Origin of the sequence: Xylanibacter caecicola, from assembly GCF_013166515.1 — a bacterium.
Classification (GTDB): domain Bacteria; phylum Bacteroidota; class Bacteroidia; order Bacteroidales; family Bacteroidaceae; genus Prevotella; species Prevotella caecicola.
Genome location: NZ_JABKKJ010000006.1, coordinates 106,756 through 128,757 on the forward strand (window position 1 = coordinate 106,756; position 22,002 = coordinate 128,757).

At 49.3% G+C, this 22,002-nt stretch carries 13 protein-coding genes and 1 tRNA gene; 7 read left to right on the forward strand and 7 right to left on the reverse strand.

All coding sequences use genetic code 11. From position 1 onward, the window contains the following. Nucleotides 1-122: 122 nt before the first annotated feature. Both HPS54_RS05675 and HPS54_RS05680 read left to right on the forward strand, forming a co-directional pair. A complete protein-coding gene (locus HPS54_RS05675) occupies nt 123-842 on the forward strand; it encodes an energy transducer TonB (protein ID WP_172344494.1) in 720 nt (239 codons plus the stop codon). A gap of 740 nt (nt 843-1,582) precedes the next feature. Continuing rightward, a tRNA-Arg gene (locus HPS54_RS05680) sits at nt 1,583-1,656 on the forward strand. Between the two features lie 56 nt (nt 1,657-1,712). Here HPS54_RS05680 and HPS54_RS05685 read toward each other — a convergent pair. From HPS54_RS05685 to HPS54_RS05705, 5 genes are all read right to left on the reverse strand, one after another. After that, nucleotides 1,713-2,567 (reverse strand): 4-hydroxy-3-methylbut-2-enyl diphosphate reductase, encoded by an 855-nt coding sequence (locus tag HPS54_RS05685; protein WP_172344495.1) that lies wholly within the window; start codon nt 2,565-2,567, stop codon nt 1,713-1,715. 23 nt (nt 2,568-2,590) lie between these two features. Then, nucleotides 2,591-3,706, reverse strand: coding sequence for a methylmalonyl Co-A mutase-associated GTPase MeaB (gene meaB / locus HPS54_RS05690; RefSeq protein WP_172344496.1), 1,116 nt, complete (start codon nt 3,704-3,706; stop codon nt 2,591-2,593). Nucleotides 3,707-3,758: 52 nt separating this feature from the next. After that, nucleotides 3,759-4,820 carry a DUF1573 domain-containing protein gene (locus HPS54_RS05695; protein ID WP_172344497.1) on the reverse strand — a complete coding sequence of 354 codons (1,062 nt, stop codon included), beginning with the start codon at nt 4,818-4,820 and terminating at the stop codon, nt 3,759-3,761. Between the two features lie 10 nt (nt 4,821-4,830). Continuing rightward, nucleotides 4,831-10,416, reverse strand: a complete 5,586-nt coding sequence (locus HPS54_RS05700; RefSeq protein ID WP_172344498.1) for an alpha-2-macroglobulin family protein — start codon at nt 10,414-10,416, stop codon at nt 4,831-4,833. A 433-nt stretch (nt 10,417-10,849) separates the two neighbouring features. After that, on the reverse strand, nt 10,850-12,034 hold the full coding sequence (locus HPS54_RS05705; RefSeq protein WP_172344499.1) for an iron-containing alcohol dehydrogenase: 1,185 nt from the start codon (nt 12,032-12,034) through the stop codon (nt 10,850-10,852). Between the two features lie 280 nt (nt 12,035-12,314). On the opposite strand from HPS54_RS05705, the gene bcp reads away from it, so the two are divergent. Genes bcp through HPS54_RS05720 form a run of 3 tightly spaced genes read left to right on the forward strand, consistent with a single transcriptional unit; the run spans nt 12,315 to nt 13,676 of the window. Further along, on the forward strand, nt 12,315-12,770 hold the full coding sequence (gene bcp / locus HPS54_RS05710; RefSeq protein WP_172344500.1) for a thioredoxin-dependent thiol peroxidase: 456 nt from the start codon (nt 12,315-12,317) through the stop codon (nt 12,768-12,770). Further along, the gene (locus HPS54_RS05715) at nt 12,767-13,177 is read left to right on the forward strand and encodes a secondary thiamine-phosphate synthase enzyme YjbQ (protein ID WP_172344501.1); all 411 of its coding nucleotides are present in this window, start codon (nt 12,767-12,769) and stop codon (nt 13,175-13,177) included. Before bcp ends, HPS54_RS05715 begins: the two co-directional genes overlap by 4 nt. 52 nt (nt 13,178-13,229) lie before the next feature. Further along, on the forward strand, nt 13,230-13,676 hold the full coding sequence (locus HPS54_RS05720; RefSeq protein WP_253951945.1) for a PepSY-like domain-containing protein: 447 nt from the start codon (nt 13,230-13,232) through the stop codon (nt 13,674-13,676). 100 nt (nt 13,677-13,776) lie between these two features. Here the strand turns inward: HPS54_RS05720 and tsaA are convergent, their stop codons facing one another. Continuing rightward, on the reverse strand, nt 13,777-14,463 hold the full coding sequence (tsaA, locus tag HPS54_RS05725) for a tRNA (N6-threonylcarbamoyladenosine(37)-N6)-methyltransferase TrmO (RefSeq protein ID WP_172344502.1): 687 nt from the start codon (nt 14,461-14,463) through the stop codon (nt 13,777-13,779). A 174-nt stretch (nt 14,464-14,637) separates the two neighbouring features. Between tsaA and clpB the strand changes: the two genes are divergently transcribed. Then, a complete protein-coding gene (gene clpB, locus HPS54_RS05730) occupies nt 14,638-17,226 on the forward strand; it encodes an ATP-dependent chaperone ClpB (protein ID WP_172344503.1) in 2,589 nt (862 codons plus the stop codon). Nucleotides 17,227-17,289: 63 nt separating this feature from the next. Here the strand turns inward: clpB and HPS54_RS05735 are convergent, their stop codons facing one another. Continuing rightward, the gene (locus HPS54_RS05735) at nt 17,290-17,595 is read right to left on the reverse strand and encodes a hypothetical protein (RefSeq protein ID WP_172344504.1); all 306 of its coding nucleotides are present in this window, start codon (nt 17,593-17,595) and stop codon (nt 17,290-17,292) included. 6 nt (nt 17,596-17,601) lie between these two features. On the opposite strand from HPS54_RS05735, the gene HPS54_RS05740 reads away from it, so the two are divergent. Then, entirely contained in the window at nt 17,602-21,975 is a 4,374-nt protein-coding gene (locus tag HPS54_RS05740) for a hybrid sensor histidine kinase/response regulator transcription factor (RefSeq protein ID WP_172344505.1), read from the forward strand. The last annotated feature ends 27 nt before the right edge of the window (nt 21,976-22,002 follow it).

Below are 22,002 nucleotides of genomic sequence, written 5' to 3' on the forward strand. Positions count from 1 at the left end.
AAAATATCTACACTAATTTTGCAAGGTGAATTTCACGCCGCATCGGGTTATCTCCAATAATAACGTAAAAAACGCCGGATTAGTGTACAGGCTCCCGACAGGCAGGCACGGCAAGTAATAAGATGGAAGAAAAAAAGTCATACAAGGCAGATCTGGAGAACAAAAGGACAACGATGTTCCTTTTGGGATTTATACTTGTGATGTCCGTTTTCATCGCCATACTTGAACATGCCACTGTTTCAGGCGAGGCAGACATGCCCGAAGACTTCACCGAGAGCATTGCACAAGACCTTGTCCTGGCTGCCGACAACAGCCGGAAGGACATGGCTGCCGTATCGGCTCCCGCTACAAAACCGAAAAAGACGGAAAGAATAAACATCGTGGAAAACGCCACCGACGAGGAGATTGCACCTCCTGCCAACAGCGAAAATGAAAACAACGCCGGCAAAACACTTGAGGAAAACGTAAGCGAGAACGACCAAAAGAAAACCGTGACGCCGACACATACCGCCGCAGCAGGCGACAATGTGTTAAGTTTCCGCGTCGTAGAGCAGTTGCCGGAATACCCCGGAGGCATGTCGGCATTAATGAAATGGCTTACAAACAACCTGAAATATCCTTACATTGCACAGAAAAACAAGAAGCAGGGCAAGGTAATCGTGGCATTCATCATCAACAAAGACGGCTCCGTGTCAGACCTTAAGCTGGTTAAAGGCATCGATGCAAACCTCGACCGCGAGGTTCTTCGCGTAATCAACATGATGCCCAAGTGGAAGCCGGGAACGGACAAAGGCAAGCCGTGCCGCACATATTTCTGCATTCCTGTTGTGTTCAACCTCTGATCGTTCGCTCTCTTCCCTACCGCCATGCACCGCTCGCGGCAAGGCAATACACAATGTCATGATTTTCATCGTTTCGCTTTCTTTCTGACTTTTCATAACCTCCGAATACGCCGTCTTTCTGAAAATAAAAATCATTTGGACGCAAAGACGTCATAAATACGTGTGCAGCGGCAAGACGTTGTATGACAGTGCATTACACTACATGCGGCAACATTGTGCAACAAACATCCGCTTTTTCACACGCAAACATGCCTCTTTTCTATGAAAAACATGCCGTTTTAGACTCTTAACCCATACGGTTACGGGGGTGATATGCGCCATTTCAGGGTGTAAAACACGGCATATTGCACTCCAAAATGCCGCATATTGCAACTCAAAAGGTGCCTTTTCAGAAACAAAGGGGCACAGCTCAGCCTTTTTAACATCTCGTTTGACGAAAAGCACGAACGTTTTCCGTTTTACATATCGACATGCTTTACATACATCAACGGTACATTTTGTCATTCCGAACCACCCTTGAATGCCCGGCACTCCGCATACAATGCCTGCCGTATGCCGGCATATACCGTGCCCGGATATGGCATATCGGTTGCAAAAGCCAAACTTCACACACCGCAGAGGCAAATAACCAAGAAACCAACATGAATTTGATAAAAATTCAACTTCATGTCAAAAAAAGTACAGAAACATTTGGTCATAACAAAAAAACTTGCTACCTTTGCATCGCAATTAAGAAAAACGGCTCCGTAGCTCAACTGAATAGAGCATCTGACTACGGATCAGAAGGTTACAGGTTTGAATCCTGTCGGAGTCACAAAGAGAGGCAACATCGCAAGAAGTTGCCTCTCTTTGTGTTTATAAAATCGTTGTTTAAAATCCAAGTATACAGTCGCGGCATTTGTCCATAAGCCATTTTGGGGTGCTCGTCGCACCGCAGATGCCTATCGTCGATACGCCTTCAATCCACGAACGGTCAATCTCCTCAGGTCCTTCTATAAGGTAACTGTTGGGATTAACCCTCTTGCACTCGTTGAAAAGCACCTTTCCGTTGCTGCTCTTGCGCCCGCAAACAAACAGTATGAGGTCGTGACAACCGGCAAAGCGACTTATGTTGGGCATGCGGTTCGCCACCTGCCGGCATATAGTGTCAAAACTGCGGAATGTGGCAGAGGGCGATATGTGCTCCTGTATGTAATCTATTATGCGGTGAAACTCGTCGAGCGACTTTGTCGTCTGCGAATAAAGATATATGTCGCGGTTGTAGTCGAGGTTCTTAACGTCATCAAAATGCGCTATCACAATGGCACGGCTGTTTGTCTGACCGACAAGCCCCAGCACCTCGGCATGCCCCGGTTTGCCGAAGATAACGGTCTGCGCATCGGGGTTTTCGTCATACTGCCGCTTTATTCTCCGCTGCAATTGCAGCACCACCGGGCACGTGGCATCGATTATCTCTATCTTGTTTTGCCGCGCCAGGGCGTATGTCTCCGGCGGCTCACCGTGCGCCCTGAGCAGCATTTTCACGCCGTGCAGCCTGCGCATGTCGTCGTGGTTGATGGTGATAAGCCCCATTTTGCGCAGCCGCTCGCACTCCATGCCGTTATGGACAATGTCGCCAAGACAATAAAGGGGCTTGCCCGTGGCAAGCTCTTCCTCTGCCTTGCGTATGGCTGTGGTCACTCCGAAACAGAAACCGCTGCCGCTGTCAATCTCTACCTGTATCATTTCAGAAACCTTTATAACAGATATTACAAGTCGGCAGACCGTCCCCGCAAAGTGTCGAAGTACATTCCAAGCAGGTCTCCGGCAGCCTTGAACGATGTTTTCTCGCCGCGCAACACTGCACGTTCGGCGTCTTCAATGTGCCGCTCTACAAGCTCGTTGTTGTAGAAACTGTTGCGCAGATGTTCGTTTATGGTCTCATACATCCAGTATTTGCTCTGCTCGTTGCGACGGAAATCAAAGTATCCGTTAGCCTTTACGAAGTCGATATACTCGTATATCATGTCCCACACCTCCTTGATACCTATGCCGTAGAAGCCGCTGTAGCAAAGAACCTTGGGCAGCCATCCGCTGTCCGGAGCCGGAAAGAAATGCAGTGCGTTGCGGAAATTGGCTGCCGCCATCTCGCATTTCTCCACGTTATTGCCGTCGCACTTGTTTATTACGATGCCGTCTGAAATCTCCATTATACCGCGCTTTATGCCCTGCAGCTCGTCGCCGGTGCCTGCAAGCTGTATCAAAAGGAAGAAGTCCACCATCGAGTGGCATGCCGTTTCGCTCTGCCCCACGCCTACTGTCTCGACGAAAATCTTGTCGTATCCCGCCGCTTCGCACAATATTATGGTCTCGCGTGTCTTGCGTGCCACGCCTCCGAGAGAGCCCGCCGTCGGGCTGGGACGTATGAACGACTCCTTTCTTTGGGCAAGTTTCTCCATTCGTGTCTTGTCTCCGAGAATGCTTCCCTTAGAGCGTTCGGAACTCGGATCGATTGCAAGCACGGCGAGTTTTCCGCCGAAACGGTCGAGCACATGCACGCCGAACTCGTCTATCGAGGTGCTCTTGCCGGCACCGGGAACGCCGCTTATGCCTATTCTGACAGACTTGCCGCTGTACGGAAGACACTTGTCTATCACCTCCTGAGCCTTCTGCCGGTGTGCCGGACTGACGCTTTCCACCAGCGTAACAGCCTGGCTCAGCACCGTCACATTGCCCTTAAGTATGCCTTCCACCATCTCTCCGGCAGACAGTTCACGGCGTTTCACACGCATCCGCTTAAGATACGGATTGATTATGGACGGCTGCTCCACTCCCGAGTTCACCGCCAGTCCTTTATATTCTTCATTGTTTTCAGGATGTTCCATTGATATATTGTTTTATAAGCAGATGCTCAAAATCAGACGTATACAATCATTTTCACTTCACATTGATGTCTACCACCACCTTCGGACGGTCCGGATCGTTGGTTATCATCAGCACACGCGGTTTGCTTCTTGCCGTCTTCAGCAGTTTCTTATATGCTGTTATCTTTAGCTTTGCCGTGTCGCCCGGACGCAGTTTTGTCTTGTTAAGACTCACCTTAAGACCGTCGGTAAACATCTGCATCGAGCGTATGTCGAGAGTGCTTTTGCCTACATTCTCAATCTGTATGACGCCGGATTTGGATGCTTTCTCACCGAACTCGCCAAGGTCAAGACTGCCGGAAGACAGCTGTATGACGGGCGCTTCAAGTTTCTGAGTTTCCGACATGTTGTCAAATCCGGGCAGCAGTACCGCCGAAACGGTTATCTCTTTGTCCGCACTTACCTTGTCTCCGGGGAACATTCCGAGATATACGGAAGAGCGTGTAAGCCCGAAACCGCGCAGTTTTTCCGTGTCGAGAGTTATCGTCGCCACACCCGTGCGCCCCGGTTGGACGGTCGTCGGCGACACGTTTGCCGAGAGATAGCGCGGCAGATGCATCACGACGGGAGTGACAGCCTTGTCGCCCGCGTTTCTGAAATATATCCTCTGCACGGGATTGTCGCCGCGGTTCACATCGTCAAACTCGATGTCGTTCTTGTCCACTTGCAGGCTGCCCACCGTGAATTTGTAGTCTGCAACCTTTTCGACAGCCTCAGCCACCACCACACCGCGCATCTTAAGATAGAACGGACGGTCGGATGCCGTTGTGTAAACAGCCACCTCTTTCTCGAAATGTCCCAACTGTCTTGCATCGTAAGTGGCGGCAACATAGAAGCTGTCTCCGCGCGCGACATTGCCCCGCGGATACTCTGCCGTCATACATCCGCAGGCGGTTCTGACATTCGTCACGGTCATGTCGTTCCCTTTGTTGCGCAGTTCAAACCTCACGGTGACGGGGTTTTCGTAGCCCACAGCACCGCAATCTATAATCTCATTCTTTGCCGATATGCGCTGGGCGGCGGCATTTGCCGACACCATCAGCGCCAAAGAGGCTAATATTATATTGCTTTTCATATCCATAATGTTATCTCACCTTAATGGTCAACGACCTGTCTCTTGCCATGAACTCCGGCGCGTAAGCGCACTGCACGGTGCATGTACCGGTTTCATAACTGCCCTCGCGGTCCACGTAATATTCCTTTTCTATTATATGAGTGCCTTTTTTCATACGGTCAAAATAGAAGTTCGTGGTATAGTCTTTCGACGTGCAGTAATATCCCCAGCCGTATCCCGTAAGCTGTTGCACGGGCTCAAGGCATGCCGCACGCTTGTCCGTAACCTGCACAAAGTCGTAGTCGCGGTCTGCCTTTACGGTTATTCGCACAGTCACCCTGTTGCCTACAGACGGTCCGGCAACGGCATCAGCACCGGCAGAAGCTACCTTTTTGCCACCGGATATTATCTCCCGCTTTACCTCAAGACCGGCGGAATGAGTCTCCACCTCAGCCGTATTCTGCATGAAACGGGCATAAAGTGCGCCCCACGACGTGCCGTCGGATGTCTTTGTAGCAGTAAACGTCCTTACCTTCTCACCGTCCATCGACGTCTTTACGTATCCAAGTCCCGCCGTTCCGGCAGACGTATCGATGCGCTTTCCGTCCACTGCCAGCACCGCATCCTCGCCCTTGTCGAGCACGCCGGTGTTGCCGTTGAGAAACGCATATATGGCGTTTACGCTGTTCACGGGAGTACCCCAGTCCTGCGTACGCTTCTGTTGCAGCAGCCAACGGCGCATCTCATCGACGGTCTGAACGTCTTCCGGCGATACCCTGCTTATGGCTTCCATGGCTGCAACCTGCGTCGGTATGCGGTAGTCAAGCCATGAATATCCGGCACGCGGGGTGTCGTAGTAGCGTCCCATAGCCTCCGTCATGACGGTATATTCCTTAAGGCTCTGCACATATTCCTTTGCCTCCCGGGTCTTTCCCTGCCCTGCAAGGACTATCGACATCAGTGCTTTAGCATAAATGCTCTGCGTCTCCTTCTTCTTCATAAGATAGTCCATGAAGTATCTTGCCGCCTCTTTTTCCTTTGCGGTGAGCGTCCGTCCGGACAAGGTATTTATGTAAAGGAACTGCAGTGCGTGATATCCGTTCACGCCGAACGCCCTACCCTCTTTTTCCATACGCTTCATCTCCTCCACTTCCTTCACGGCTTCGTTGCCGAGATATTTGAGTGCACGGGAGATAATAGAGGATGTCTCGCTCTGTTTACCCGCAAGGGCATCGAGCCTAACGAGGAACTCCGCCACCTCGAGAGTTATGCACGAAGAGCCGTCCATGCCCTTCCACCAACTCCACGAACCGTCGTTGTTCTGCAACTTGCGCAGGCTTTCGAGCGTCGCTCCCATACGGTTCTCAAGTGCGGAGGCGTCGAAGAAGTTGGATATGCGGCGCTTTCTGTCCGCCTCGTCCTCCGCATCAGCCACCCAAGGTGTCTCGTCCAGCACGAGAGTCTTCAGCTCACTGTTTTTCTCGAGGGCGCTCATCAGCGACGTCCCGGTGCCTGCCGGCTCGTTCTTCCACTGCTCGAATACAGTCTTTATGCGCGGCGACTGCTTCACGATGTGCGCCCCAAGACTGTTCGCATAGTACGCCGCAGCAAGGCTTATGGCATTGTTCTCACTGACATTGCTTACAAACGGCAGCGCCTGAACTGCCAGCCATGCCGGATTATTGGTGTATTCCACCGTCAGAGTGGCATTCTTTGTGCCTGCGGGGAACATTTTTTCAACGTCCAATGTCTTTGTTCCGGCACCGTGCTGTACAAACGGCAGGGTTCTAATAACGCTCTCCATAGACGGCAGTATGGGCAGATAATGCTGCTCGCCGTCGCTGAATGTCTTGCCTTCTGCCACGACCCTACATATTAATAAGGTGTATTTGTCATCCGGACTATAGCCGAACACCACGTTACCGGTGCCGTTTGCGTCTACCGTCACGGGCATCTCGCTCTTATATACAATCTTTTCCGTCTCGGGATCTACAAGTTCCATTCTGACCTTACCCGTCACATCGCTTTCAGATGTGTTGAACACGCGCACCGAAATGGTGGCGTTGTCGCCCGAACGGACAAACCTCGGCATGTTCGGCTGCACCATTATGTCTTTCTTTGCCACGGCATCTCCGTAAACCAGACCGTTGTTCATGTCCCTGTCGTGCACAAGTCCCATAAAGCGCCATGTAGTCACACTCTCCGGAAGAGTGAACCTTATATTCACGTTGCCGTTGTCGTCGGTCGCCAAAGAGGGATAGAAGAAAGCTGTCTCATTAAGGTTTTCGCGCACCTGCACGGCTCCTGCAGACGACTGTCCGCCGACATCTTCGTATTCCGCACCCGCATCTTCGGCTGCATTTTCAACAGCAACGCTTCCCGTTGACATGCTTTTCTTTGCGGAAACACCATATCCCACGGTCACCACTTCCTGAAGAGCAGGTTGCTCCACAGTGTCATACAGCATATTCGAATCAGCCATTTTAGCCTCGGCTTTCATCACTCCCAGCCCACGGACCATCATTTTATAACCATAGAGGAGCGACGACATGAAATAATTATTGTCAAACTTGTTGAACTTCAGGATGTGCGTTTTGAGACTCTTAAGACTTTCAGCGCCATTCAGACGCATAATATCCATATACGGCGAAGACCATGAAGAGTATGGCATATTGCGGCTTATCTGCGTGTTGAACGTCCAACTGTGCGGTTCGAACACATCCAGCGACTTGTCATAAAGAGTAGCCATGAGCTGCGCTTTCGCCGGCGTTCCGTCGGGACGGGTAACATTCAGCGTCCATTCTTCTTTCTGTCCCGGTGTCAGACGGTCGCGGAACGTGGTCCATTTTGCCACAAGCCGCTTGTCGGGCAACGGTCGTTCGATTGTCGTGGAGTATTTGTGCATCACGCCGTTCTTCACCCATGCGAAGTTAAGAAGCACGCCGCCTTCGATGTCGTTGCAGTCTTCAAACATCGCAGTCTCCACCGAATTGCTCAGTTTTATCACCCTACTGTCTATCACCCGGTCGCCTGTTATCAGGGTATACAGCACATGCACGTCCTCATCAGACGTTCCTATCTGCACATAGACAGGTCCGCCGCCACGCGGGAAGGTGTTCGACGTGGTGTAGAACCACTCGTCTGTTTGGACACACGGCACCGTGTCTTCAAGGCTGAAGACAACAAACTCTTTCTCAATTGTATCATTACCGCATACGGCTGTCAGCTTGTGACGTCCCGAAACAAGAAGTTTCTCGCGGATATTGTCCACCGGAACGGGTTTGTTTGCCTGTGCCGTGTAAACGTCCGAGCCGTCCACACTGTATCTTATGTCACCTTCAATGTCCTTGCCGACGGCATTTTTAAGAATGAACCTTATCGTTTTAAGGCTGTCACGCTCCGTTTTCTCCGGCATGTCACAAGCAAAGAACGTGGGTTTGCTGCCGAGCGGCAATGCCAACGACCCGTGTTGCGTCTCTCCTCCGGCATCGGTCACGTCAGCCGAGGCGGTAATAGTATAGAAGCGTGCAGGCATTTTGTAAGGGCTTATGCCGTCTTCTTCATCATCATCTTCATCATCGGGCAACAGCATAGGCATCCTTATTTCAAACAAACCCTCGTCATCCGTCACCGTTTCCGCCTCTTCCAACTGCTCGTCACCGTTGCTGTCTGCCAGGAAACGCCACCATAATGCACTGCTGCGGTCGACAGTATAGCTCACCTTGGCACCCTGTACGGGCACTCCGGCGAATGTCTTCGCACGACCTTTCACCACGAGTGTGTCACCGTTACGATATTCCTTGTTCACTTCATCGAACTCGATCTTGAACGTAGGACGCTTGTATTCCTCCACGCGGAAGTAGCGTGTGGCACCCTGTCCCATGTCTGTCCGGACGGAAAACATACCCGTAAGTCCCGTTGCCGGAAGTGTGAAGTCGGCAGAAACAGTACCGTAAGCATCTGTTGTCACGCTCACCTCCTTCACCGTCTTGTGGTTTGCATCCTTCAAAACGAGTTTCATCTGCCTGCCGTCACATGCCGATGTCTCTTCGCCATGCTTGTTTCTGAACGCCACGGCAGAAACATGTACCGTCTGTCCGGGGCGATATATCGCCCTGTCGGTGTAGATATTGACATAGTCGCGTTCGGTTTTGTTTGGGTAATAAGAAAAGTTGCTCCATGCACTTCGTCTCGGAAACGCCTTGTCGGTGGCCGTGTACGGACGCAGCTGATACGGCTCGTTGACACCGTATGAATATATCGTCTCACCGTCGTTGCCGCACGTAAGCACCTTTGCACCGCCCCTACGGCTGTCGACCCACAGTTTAGCACCGGGTACGGGCTGTCCCGTCGTGGCGCTGACAACGGCATAACGTATCTTTTTCTGCGGCAGTTGCTGCTGCATGACATAAAGATCGGTAACATAAAGAAGGCTTCTTTGCGTTCCGATGTTCTTATTGTCGGACACGGCTTCAACAAGATAAACGCCACACGGCATGCCGTCTATCACGACAGAGTCGGCAAAAGTCACATACTCGGGATGCTTTGCGAATTTCCTTTCATAAACTTTACGACTGCCAGCTACTATCATCGGTTTCAGCTTATTGTAGTCATAGACATGTGAGGGATTAAGTTTTGTTGTCCCGTCCACGCCCTTCAGTAACGACACGCTTATCTTCAACATACCGATATTACGGAGTTCCGTAAGCCACAGTGTGCTTGCCTTGCCCGGCAAAACCACGTTACGCTCCATCTTTATGTTGAATTCGGGCTGCGTAAGTTCGTTACGCATGTTTACAAGATTGTTCATATTGTATGTCTTCCCCCATTTGCCGAGAGCGTAATCGATATAGTCTATTCTCTCTTTCGTCGAAAACATTCTGTCCTCGTTCATCGTTTCACAACGCTTCACGGCGATAATACCACACTCAGGCAGGTCCGCATATATTCCAATCAGCGAGTCGAGCGATGCTATCATGGCGCGTCTCGGCTTATACCCGCTGTTTGTAAGCAACAGGTATGCCGACATCATCTCCGCCCTGCGGTCGCCTTTTGCAGCGTACCAGTTGCGAAGCGTCTCATAATCACCCGCCTCCATGCAAAGCATACTCAACAGGTTGTTGCCGAAGAAGCGGCTGTCCTCACCTTTTTCTATCAACGAACCGAGGTTGTCTACGGTGTGTGAAGCAAGCATATCGGGATTGGCAAGCGACTTGCGGTAGTACTCGCGCGCCACTGTCGCATGGTCTTCACCCAACATTCTATTGCGGTTGTAAATCTTTCCGAGCACCGAATAATACACCGCTGCCAGCACCTTGTCTTCTTTTTCCGCCTCAGCGGCTTCACGTTCAAACTTCGTCACGATCGGTTGTAACGAGTCCGGCGTAATATCAAGCAGCACGGCTGAATGGCGAAGTTCCGCCTCAAGCAGCTGTCCGTGGTTCTTCTCCGCCCTCGCTTTGTCTGCAATCTTCTCGATAAGTGTCATCTGTTTGCGCGGCAAATCCTGCTTTTTTGCAGTCTCCACGTCTTTCCACATAGCGGCATAGCTCTGCGCCTGTAATGTCACAGGTACAAAGGCAAGCGATATTATCAATGCAATCAGTGTCTTTTTCATATTTCCGGAATTATTAAAACAGTAGTATCTGTGCTTAAGTGATTTATATTTTTTAAAGATAATGCAAGCCGATTGCAATCAAGTTCGCCTGAAATTGCGGAGGCATTGATTACCTTATTTAAATAATAAATTTATCTTATGCAAAGATAACCAAAATATCGCAGGCAACAAAAGTATTTACTTTTTCAGACGTTTTTTAGGTTTTATTTCCGCTTCGGCTCTTTTCGCGACATGTAAACCGATACATGCAAGGCGTCTTTCTGCATGATTTTCCACCCGAAAAACACCTGTTCGGCAACGCCTTTGTAACTATCTGGAAACCAGAACGATACCTTTTGGGTTCTAAAAGGTGCCCTTTTAGAGCCTAAAAAGCCGTCTTTCAGCGTGTGAAAGACGGCTTCTTGGAATGCAAAAGATGTCCTTTTGCAAAATATCATCCGCGCGCCATGCGGTAAATGGCAACCATATCGTCACGATGGAGCACCTTGAACGTGCCTTTGGTGACCGTTCCCCCGCAGCTGCACTTACGTGCCATTTCGTCTATCTCGCCGTCGGTGACGTCGCGCACTATAAGCTCTTTTATGCTTACCGGCATGCCTATGGCACGGAAAAAACGCTCCATTGCCGCAATTCCGGCAAGTGCCGTAGCTTCGGGCGACGTGTAGTCGTTGTCCACACCCATGACGTTTACGGCAAGGCGCACAAACCTGCTCACGTTCTCCTTGTACACATAGCGTGCCCACGACGCCCATACGGCGGCAAGACTTGCGCCGTGCGTGGCGTCGAACATAGCGCTAAGCTCATGTCCGAGCTGGTGTGTAGCCCAGTCTCCGGCAGCCCTCGAACCGGTTATGTCGTTGTGTGCAAGACTTCCAGCCCACATTATCTGCGCACGATTACGATAGTCGTGCGGATTGTCGAGCACGGCAAACACACTGTCTTTCATCGTTCTCATAAGCGCTTCCGCCATACTGTCCACAAGCGTCATGTCGTCGTCTTTAGAGAAATAACGCTCCAGCGTGTGCATGATGATGTCCGTAACGCCGGCTGCCGTCTGATAAGGCGGAAGCGTATATGTGCGCTCGGGGTTCATCACGGCGAACTTACAGCGGCACAGGTTGCTTGTATAGCCGAGTTTGATGTTGCCGTCTTCGTTTGTTATCACACTGCTGTCGCTCATCTCGCTACCGGCTGCGGGTATGGTAAGTACGGCACCTATGGGCATGCACGACTGCGGTACGGTCCTTCGCAGGTAGAAGTCCCACACGTCACCGTCGTATCCCACACCGTATCCTATTGCCTTTGCCGAGTCTATTACAGAGCCTCCGCCGACGGCAACGATAAAGTCTATGCCCTCGCGGCGACACAGGTCTATGCCCTCGTGCACCTTGGAAAGACGCGGATTGGGCACCACGCCGCCCAGCAGGACATGCTCTATGCCTGCCGCCGTGAGCTGACCGCACACCTTATCGAGAAGTCCCGAACGGCGCGCACTTTCTCCGCCATAATGCACAAGAACCTTTGTACCACCATGATGCCTTACCAACTCTGCTATTTTCTCTTCCGACTTTGCTCCGAACACCACTTCGGTGGGAGCGTAAAAACTGAAATCTTTCATTGCGTTATCTTTTTTATGGAAGTCAAGAAGTAAAGTCTCTGCTCCTATACGACCACTCCTGTCCTTGTTCAACCTAATTACAAAAATACGAATAAGTCGAGAACAAAACAACAAATTCATTTGTTTTTTGTCGAGCGTAAGTATATTGGACGTAGTAGAATACGAAGTCAAAAATACGGATTATTCATCTAAAGACAATCAAAAAAGCAAAAATTATCAAAAGGCATGCGGCGTTTTAAATATGTTTCCATTATCTTTGCCTCACAAAAAATTATCTGTTATGGAAATAGGAGACAAAATACCGGAACTTTTAGGATATGACCAGAACGGGAAAGAGGTGAAGGCAAGCGAGTATACTGGCAAGAAACTTGTGCTGTACTTTTATCCGAAAGACCTCACATCGGGATGTACGACAGAAGCATGCAACCTGCGTGACAACTATTCGGAGCTGCGCAGCCAAGGCTACGAGGTTGTGGGCGTAAGCACGGACGACGAGAAATCGCATCTTAAGTTCATCGACAAGCACGAGCTTCCCTTCCGTCTCATTGCCGACAAGGACAAGACTCTGGTCGAGACATTCGGCGTATGGGGCGAGAAAAAGATGTACGGGCGCACATATATGGGCACGTTCCGCACAACGTTCGTCATAGACGAAGAGGGAAAAGTGGAGCGCATCATAGATCCGAAGAACGTGAAGGTGAAGGAGCATGCAAGCCAAATACTGAACGGGAAATGACGGAACAGGTGGAATTTACGCTGAATGCCGTGCCGCGCGGATGTCATCTCATAACAGGTGAAATCACGCGCAGGCTTCCAAGACTGCCGCAAACAGGACTTCTAAACCTGTTTGTAAAGCACACAAGTTGTGCACTGAGCATAAACGAAAATGCCGACCCCGACGTGCGCCGCGACATGAACAGCATAATGGACCGGCTTGTAAAGGAGAACGAACCTTATTATATGCACACGTTCGAGGGCAGCGACGACATGCCGGCACATGCCAAGTCGTCACTGATGGGAGTAAGCGTTACGGTACCGATAACAAACGGACGGCTCAACTTAGGCACATGGCAAGGCATATATCTGTGTGAATTCAGAGACTGCGGCGAACCGCGCAAGATAGTGGCAACGGTAATGGGATGAGTTGAAACGACACATATATATTATCAACTATTCATTAAAGAAAGGACAAAGTATGAAAGGATTTATCAAAACAGGCATTATGGCAATATGCTGCATGTTCGCATTTTGCAACTGTACAATGGCAGGCAAGGACACACCGATAAGGATAAGCCAGCTGCCGCCGGTGGCACAGAAGATTATCAAAGCCCACTTCTCAAGAAACAAGGTGGCAATGGCAAAGATGGAAACGGAATGGCTGGAGAAAAGCTACGACGTGGTCTTTACAAACGGAACGAAAATAGAATTTGACAAGAACGGCAACTGGACGGACATCGATTGCAAGTACAACGCAGTGCCTTCTGCTATCGTTCCCGTTAAAATAAGAAAGTATGTGAGCAGTCATTATCCGCATGCGAAGATTGTGAAAATCGACCGCGACCGCAGAGGTTATGAGATAGAGCTGAGCGGTGACATAGACATCAAGTTCAACAAGAACTTTGAAGTGACGGAAATAGACTGACTACAGGTAAGGAAAAGAGAGTGTCGGGAAATGGCGTCTGTAACAATACGGATGACAACATTTACCGGCACTCTTTGTTTTTATCTCTTAAACATTCCTGTCAATGCTGCAAGTCTTCAACTCCGACAACGCGCAACACATCGCCGTCGACGGTGAAACGGATGTCTTTTCCCGAATAAGGCATGCCGTAAACACGCGAGGCATCATCGTGATACCGTGGACGCGGGTCGAGGGAAAGAACCTTTTTCAGAGTTTCAAGTTCGGCGGTGTGAAAACAAGATGCAAATTCTTCGGGCACGACAACGTGCAATGTCTGCCACGGGTTGGCATCGGTAAAACCGCCACGGGCACCGGCATGGCAATCGACATACGGCAGATAGGGCTTGATGTCGTAAATGGGAGTACCGTCCATAAGGTCGGCACCGAGCACGTGCACAACCGGTCCGCAAGGCGTATCGATGTCTATGCGCTCTATTCTGACCGACGAAAGTGCCAAACCGTTAGGACGATAGGACGACCGAGTGGCAAAGACGCCCATCTGCATGTTGCCGCCAAGCAACGGCGGACGTGCCGTGACGTTATGTGTATCCGGATTTTCGGAGAAGCCCCAGACAAGCCACAAATAATCAAACCCTTCCATACCGCGCACCGCATCGGGATTGCGGAAAGACGGTTCAAACACTATCCTTCCGCCAAGATCTTCCACAATACCGCTCTGACGTGGTATTCCGAACTTGGTGGAGAAAGGCGAACGAAAGAAGGCAACAGGCTCTATCATCTTTTTCATGATGCAAAGATAAGGGAAATAAGCGAGAAAAGAAATGAAGAAAAGGGATGTTTTACAGGACACAATGACATTTTGTCTTTTCAAACAGACAATTTGTCAGCACAAAACAAAAGGCATGTATTTTGATTGAATGCTCTTAGAAAAAAAATCAGGATATAAAGAAAGGAGAAAATAATGACATTTGAAAGATTTACAATCAAGGCTCAGGAGGTTATCCGTGAGGCTGTGAACACAGCGCAGATAGCAGGTCAACAGACCATTGAACCGATACACCTGCTGAAAGGCATGATGACAAACGCCAAAGACATCACCGGCTTTGTCTTCAGTAAACTGGGTGTTAACGCCGGTAAGATTGAAACACTGCTCGACAACGAGATAAGTCACCTTCCGAGAGTTCAGGGCGGCGAGCCGTATCTTAGTGCGGATACGAACAAGGTACTCATGCGCGCACAGGACATTTCAAAGGAAATGGGCGACGAATTTGTATCGGTGGAACCGATAATGCTTGCCCTGCTGACAGTAAATTCGACGGCATCGAGAATAATGAAAGATGCCGGCATGAACGAAAAGGACATGCGCACGGCAATAAACGAACTAAGGCAGGGACAGCGGGTACAGTCGCAATCGGCGGACGACAACTACCAATCGCTTGAGAAATATGCAAAGAACCTGGTGGAACAGGCGCGCTCGGGCAAACTCGACCCGGTGATTGGTCGTGACGACGAGATACGCCGCGTACTACAGATTTTGTCAAGACGCACAAAGAACAACCCTATATTAATAGGTGAACCGGGAACGGGAAAGACGGCAATCGTGGAAGGACTGGCTGAAAGAATTGTCCGCGGAGACGTGCCGGAAAATCTTAAGGAAAAGCAACTGTACTCTCTTGACATGGGAGCGTTGGTTGCCGGGGCTAAATACAAGGGGGAATTTGAGGAGCGTCTGAAAAGTGTCATCAACGAGGTGACAAAGAGCGAAGGGCGCATAATATTGTTCATCGACGAGATACACACGCTGGTGGGCGCCGGAGGAGGCGAAGGTGCCATGGACGCGGCAAACATATTGAAGCCGGCACTGGCACGTGGCGAATTGAGGGCGATAGGTGCGACGACGCTGAACGAGTATCAGAAATACTTCGAGAAGGACAAGGCTCTGGAGCGAAGGTTCCAGACCGTACTTGTGGAAGAGCCGGACGAGTTGAGCGCCATATCAATACTGCGCGGACTGAAAGAGCGCTACGAGAACCACCACAAAGTGCGTATACAGGACGATGCGTGCATTGCAGCGGTACAACTGTCCGAACGATATATCAGCGACCGTTTCCTTCCGGACAAGGCGATAGACCTTATGGACGAGGCTGCGGCAAAACTGAGAATGGAGCACGACTCTGTTCCGGAGGAGCTGGATGAGATTACGCGGCGTCTGAAACAGCTCGAAATAGAGCGTGAAGCGATAAAGCGTGAGAACGACTTGCCTAAAATCGCAATCCTTGACAAGGACATTGCCGAACTGAAAGATAGCGAAAGGCAGCTCCGTGCCAAATGGGAAAGCGAGCGGGCTCTTGTCAACAGGATACAGCAGGACAAGCAACAGATGGAAGACTTGCGCTTTGAAGCAGAAAGAGCCGAGCGCGAAGGAAACTACGAACGCGTTGCAGAGATAAGATACAGCAAGCTGAAAACTCTCGAGGACGACATACAAAACATTCAGGAACAGCTGAAAAACGCACAGGGAGGTGAAGGTATGGTACGCGAAGAGGTAACCGCCGAGGATATTGCTGAGGTGGTGAGCCGCTGGACAGGCATACCTGTAACCAGAATGTTGCAGAGTGAACGCGAGAAACTTCTGCATCTCGAAGAGGAACTACACCGCCGCGTGATAGGACAGGAAGAGGCAATACGCGCCGTGAGCGATGCCGTGAGAAGGTCAAGAGCAGGACTTCAAGACCCCAAACGTCCGATAGCCTCGTTCATATTCCTCGGAACGACGGGTGTCGGAAAGACGGAACTGGCAAAAGCGCTTGCCGAATATCTGTTCAACGACGAGACGATGATGACGCGTATCGACATGAGCGAATATCAGGAAAAGTTCAGCGTGAGCCGTCTGATAGGTGCGCCTCCGGGATATGTGGGCTACGATGAGGGAGGACAACTGACGGAGGCTGTACGCCGTAAACCCTACTCCGTGGTGCTGTTTGACGAGATAGAGAAGGCGCATCCGGATATTTTCAACATTCTGTTGCAGGTTCTCGACGACGGAAGACTGACCGACAACAAGGGGCGGACGGTAAACTTTAAGAATACAATCATCATCATGACCTCCAACCTTGGCAGCTCAATGATACGTGAGGAGATAGAAAAGAACGGTGGGAAGCTGACAGACGAACAACTGGAAAGTCTTCGGAAAACGGTATTCAACATGATGAAGCAGACCATACGACCGGAATTTCTCAACCGTATAGACGAGACAATAATGTTCCTGCCACTGACGAAAGATGAGATTGCGGACGTTGTAAGGCTGCAAATAAATGCTCTGAAGAAGATGCTGGAACAGCAGGGACTGAGCATAGAAGTAACCGACGGCGCCATAAACCTGCTGGCAGAAGCCGGGTTCGACCCGGAGTTCGGAGCACGCCCGGTAAAGAGGGCGATACAGAACCATGTGCTCAACGACCTGTCGCGCCGCATACTCGCCGGCGAGGTGTCGAGAGAAAAGCCTATAATAATAGACGAGAAGAACGGAAATCTGACATTCGGAAACTGATATCAGAACATTCGATAGAACAACAAAGGCGACGTGCAACGGTATACGGAATGCACGTCGCCTTTAGTATATGGCTGCATGATTGAAATACCTGTAAATCAAATCCATGCCTTGTTTTTCCGTATTCCACTTTTTTGTAGTATCTTTGCATAAGACAAGCATCGCCTCAGCAATTTCAAACAAGCTTGATTGCATTCGGCTTGCATTATCTTTGCATAAAATAAGCGGCGCCTCAGCAATTTCAAGCAAGCTTGATTGCATTCGGATTGCATTATCTTTGCATAAGATAAGCGGCGCCTCAGCAATTTCAAGCAAGCTTGATTGCGTTCGGCTTGCATTATCTTTGCCCACATATAAAAAAAATAACATAAGTCTATGCGACACAATATCGGAAAAACACTAACAGCAATACTGTTCTTTTCAATCATATCATTGACATCATCGGCACATTCGAAAATGATTGTCGAACACTATACAATGGAACAAGGATTGCCAAACAACACGGTATATTCTTCAATAAAAGACAAAGACGGTTTTGTATGGTTCGGAACATGGCACGGGCTGTGTTCGTTTGACGGGGCTGAGTTCATGCCTTTCGTAACAAGACAGAACAGGACATCGGACATTCCGCCGCGCAAAGTGCTGAACATGGTGGAGGACAACAAGAACAATATCTGGATACGCAACGCAGACAGTCATCTTTACATGTTCAACAAAACAACGGAGAGTTATCATAATCTCTATAACGAACTTAAAGGACTGTCCCAGAATGTACAGGTGCTGAAGATAAAACGTATGGACAACGGGCACATACTGATACTGACCCGTAACAAGAACATATACGAAGGCTCAACGGACAAAAACGGCAATGCGACCATTACGAAAATATATGATGCAAGCCGTGACATTGTGCACTCGAATATGAAACTGATACGAAACATCATAGGCGAAACGGCAAACCGTGTATACTGGATAGGTACCGACCTTAAGATAGACGCCATTAGCAAGAGGAACAATCGACCGTTACTTGCCAATATTCCTAACAATACAGAGGTGTCGAGTTTTGCTCACTTCGGACAATATATGTGCATAGGTACAGCAAAAGGCGACATTTACATCGTAAACATTTATAACGGGAAGACGGAACATTACTCGTTTCCCGACATGCGTTCAAGCGTTTCGTGCATCATTCCGATGAACGGACAAGTATTCGTATCATCATCCACCGGATTGTATTCTTTCACAAAACAGAACGGTCTGAAGCCTGTACTGCCAACAGCAGCCAATGCAACGACGTCATATGTGGACAAGAAACAGAATTTATGGTTGCGGTTGAGACATGGAACACTGGTGAGATTTGACCCCGAAACGCACAACTCACAACAATTCACTATGCCCAAAGACAGTCTGTTCGACGAAATGAAGTTTTGCGACACGGGAGAGAACGGATTGTTCATTCTGCTCCGCAACGGTTCTGTTTGGAGGTATAACCACAGTACATACTCGATGGAAGACATCAGCAAGTACAATGAATTTGGAGGTTATGTGCTGGAACCGAAGTTCTTTGACATCGATCTTGACAGCGACGGGCACCTGTGGCTGTCGTCCACCACAAACGGTGCATACAAGGTCTACTTTCCTCAATATAACTTCAAGTTTATTTTCCAGAAACTTATAGTACCGACAGACATAAGCACCGAAAGCAAAGGCGTGCGTGCACTATACCAGTCGCGCAACGGTGATTTATGGATAGGCACCCGCAACAACGAGCTATTCTGCGTGGATGTAGCCACCGGTAATGTCAAGAAAAGTTTCAAAGGAGACATCGGTAATGTGTATCACATCATGGAAGACAGAAACGGAAATCTGTGGCTGTCCACAAAAGGAGCGGGTCTTATAAAGGCTACACCGGATGCCATGGCGCCGCAGGGCATGAGAATAACAAGATACACACACAGCAACAGCGACAAGACATCAATAAGCAACAACCGTGTTTATTACACATATCAGGACAGCAAGCAACGTATATGGGTATGTACGTTCGGCGGCGGACTGAATCTCATTGATCAAAGAAGTGGCAACACAGTGTTCATAAACAAGAACAACGGACTGAAGAATTATCCGCGTTATGATCTTTACCTTAACACACGTGCCATTGCCGAAGACAAACACGGACGGTTATGGGTGGGTACGACAGACGGACTGATGTCGCTACCCGGGACATTCGGCAATGTAAAGGATATAAAATTTGAGACCTATAGAGAACAGCAGGACACACGCCTTGCCGACAATGATATATTCTCATTGTACAAAGACATGAACGGCGATATCTGGATGGGGATATTCGGAAGCGGACTGAATAAGATTGAAAGCTATGACAACGCAAGGAAACGCCCCGTGGTCAAATCATACAACCTGCCGGGACTTCAAGGCGGCGATGTGGTGTCGGCGATGGTGGAAGATCGTCACAGATGCTTATGGATATGTACGGAGAAAGGGCTGTCGAGCATAAAGCGCGGTTCGATGTTTGCACGTAGTTATGACAGGTTCTCGGGATTTCCGGATGTAAACATTGAAGACAACACATCGATATGCCTCAACGGCGGAAACATACTGATAGGATGCAGACAGGGACTGATAATGTTCAACCCTGCAAACGTGGAGAAAGAAAACAACAAGCGCTATAACACGTTCATCGTAGACTTCAAGGTGCAGAACATGGCACTCAGCGAGTTTAATCCGCCTATACACGAAGGTTCGATGAGATATGCCGAAAAGATTGTATTGAAACACAACCAGTCGATGTTTTCTATAGAGTTTGCCACGCCCAACTATACGGACAACAGCCAGATATCATACTCTTACATTCTCGACGGATATGAGGAGCAGTGGCATAACAACGGCAACAACCGTATTGCATCATACGCCAATATTCCGCCCGGGAATTACAAGTTCCGCGTAAAGGCAACAGGCGACAACTCTCCCGAACGTGTGTTGGAGATAACAATCCTTCCGCCATGGTGGGCAACATGGTGGGCATATCTTATATATGCCATAATCACAGTTTTCATACTCTATGGTGTGGCGCATCTTGTACTCTACATGATACGCATGCGCAACGAGGTTTACATCAACGACCGTCTTGCCGAGCTGAAGACACGTTTCTTTACGAACGTAAGTCATGAGTTGCGTACACCGTTGACACTGATTAAGAGTCCGATTGAAGAACTTAAGAATACCGAATCTTTGAGCGAGGCGGGCAAAGAGTATCTGTCCCTGATAGACAGAAACGCAGACAAGATGTTGCAGCTTGTAAACCAGATACTGGACTTCCGCAAGGTACAGAACGGCAAGATGAAACTGCACATTTCACTGGTAGACATCAACGAGATGCTCAGCATGTTCCGCAACGAATATCGTATGCTGGCTGTCGAACGTGACATTGCATTCAACCTGGAACTGCCCAAGGAACATGTCAAGATGTGGTGCGACGCCGAAAAGATAGGCATTGTTGTCAACAACCTGATAAACAACGCTTTCAAATATACTCAAGAAGGCGGCACCATATGCGTGGCACTGGAAGCACACGATAACGGCACATGCCGGATAAGGGTGGAAGACAACGGTGTAGGAATACCTGAGTCACAGTTGGTAAAAATCTTCGAGCGGTTCTCTCAGGCAGACAACAAGATAAGCGACGACACAACACATGCAGGAACCGGCATCGGACTGTCGCTGTCGAAAGAATATGTAAACATGCACCACGGCAGAATATGGGCGGAGAACCTTGAAAGCGGTGTTGCATTCATTGTAGAAATGCCGACAGACAAAGAACATTTCGGCAATGAAGACACGGAAGTGTACTTCGACGACAGCACGGCTGAAAACAATATCGTACAGGCACCGGGATTGGCAGAACATGTAAGCGACAAAAAAGAAGAAATAAACGATGATGCCCCTACCCTACTGTTGATAGAAGACAATATCGACCTGTGCCACATGCTGCAACTGCAACTGAAAAGGAAATACAACGTTTTCGTGGCTCACAACGGGGAAGACGGACTGAAAAAGATATACCAGTATCATCCGGACGTGATAATAACCGACCTTATGATGCCCGGCATCGACGGCATGGAACTGCTGAGCCGCGTGCGCCATGACTTTATAATAAGCCATATACCCGTGATAATTCTCACCGCCAAACATAATGATGACACCAAGACCCATGCAATAACAGCCGGAGCAAATGCCTACATCACCAAACCGTTCAGCAGCGAGTATCTCATGGCGCGCATACATCAGCTGCTTGAGGAACAGCGCATCTTCCAACGAAAAATGGTTGTTCACAATACGGTTGAAAACAAACAGAGCGTCAGCAAAGATGAGTATGAACAGCATCTGGTAAAGAAGGATGTCGAGTTTGTGCATAAAATACACGAAATAATCGAACAGAACCTCAATGCAAACGACTTCAACATTGATACCATTGCCGAAACAATAGGACTGAGCCGATCGGCATTCTTCAAGAAGCTGAAGAGTCAGACAGGGCTTGCTCCGGTGAATTTGGTAAAAGAAGTGCGTCTGTCAAAGGCAGCGGGACTTATCGAAACAACGGACAACAACATCACGGAGATTGCCTATTCCGTGGGTTTCCACGATGCGGGATACTTCGGAAAGTGTTTCAGAAAGAAATACGGAATGACGCCGAAAGAATATAGAAAGGAAAAAACGGAGAGTAAAAACAAATAACCACACACACAACAGTATGAACGGTAT

What these genes read in the sequence shown, in the direction of transcription:
- HPS54_RS05675 (WP_172344494.1), top strand. Translation starts at nt 123, where the DNA reads ATGGAAGAAAAAAAGTCATACAAGGCAGATCTGGAGAACAAAAGGACA.
- HPS54_RS05685 (WP_172344495.1), bottom strand. Translation starts at nt 2,567, where the DNA reads ATGATACAGGTAGAGATTGACAGCGGCAGCGGTTTCTGTTTCGGAGTG.
- meaB (WP_172344496.1), bottom strand. Translation starts at nt 3,706, where the DNA reads ATGGAACATCCTGAAAACAATGAAGAATATAAAGGACTGGCGGTGAAC.
- HPS54_RS05695 (WP_172344497.1), bottom strand. Translation starts at nt 4,820, where the DNA reads ATGAAAAGCAATATAATATTAGCCTCTTTGGCGCTGATGGTGTCGGCA.
- HPS54_RS05700 (WP_172344498.1), bottom strand. Translation starts at nt 10,416, where the DNA reads ATGAAAAAGACACTGATTGCATTGATAATATCGCTTGCCTTTGTACCT.
- HPS54_RS05705 (WP_172344499.1), bottom strand. Translation starts at nt 12,034, where the DNA reads ATGAAAGATTTCAGTTTTTACGCTCCCACCGAAGTGGTGTTCGGAGCA.
- bcp (WP_172344500.1), top strand. Translation starts at nt 12,315, where the DNA reads ATGGAAATAGGAGACAAAATACCGGAACTTTTAGGATATGACCAGAAC.
- HPS54_RS05715 (WP_172344501.1), top strand. Translation starts at nt 12,767, where the DNA reads ATGACGGAACAGGTGGAATTTACGCTGAATGCCGTGCCGCGCGGATGT.
- HPS54_RS05720 (WP_253951945.1), top strand. Translation starts at nt 13,230, where the DNA reads ATGAAAGGATTTATCAAAACAGGCATTATGGCAATATGCTGCATGTTC.
- tsaA (WP_172344502.1), bottom strand. Translation starts at nt 14,463, where the DNA reads ATGAAAAAGATGATAGAGCCTGTTGCCTTCTTTCGTTCGCCTTTCTCC.
- clpB (WP_172344503.1), top strand. Translation starts at nt 14,638, where the DNA reads ATGACATTTGAAAGATTTACAATCAAGGCTCAGGAGGTTATCCGTGAG.
- HPS54_RS05735 (WP_172344504.1), bottom strand. Translation starts at nt 17,595, where the DNA reads ATGTTATTTTTTTTATATGTGGGCAAAGATAATGCAAGCCGAACGCAA.
- HPS54_RS05740 (WP_172344505.1), top strand. Translation starts at nt 17,602, where the DNA reads ATGCGACACAATATCGGAAAAACACTAACAGCAATACTGTTCTTTTCA.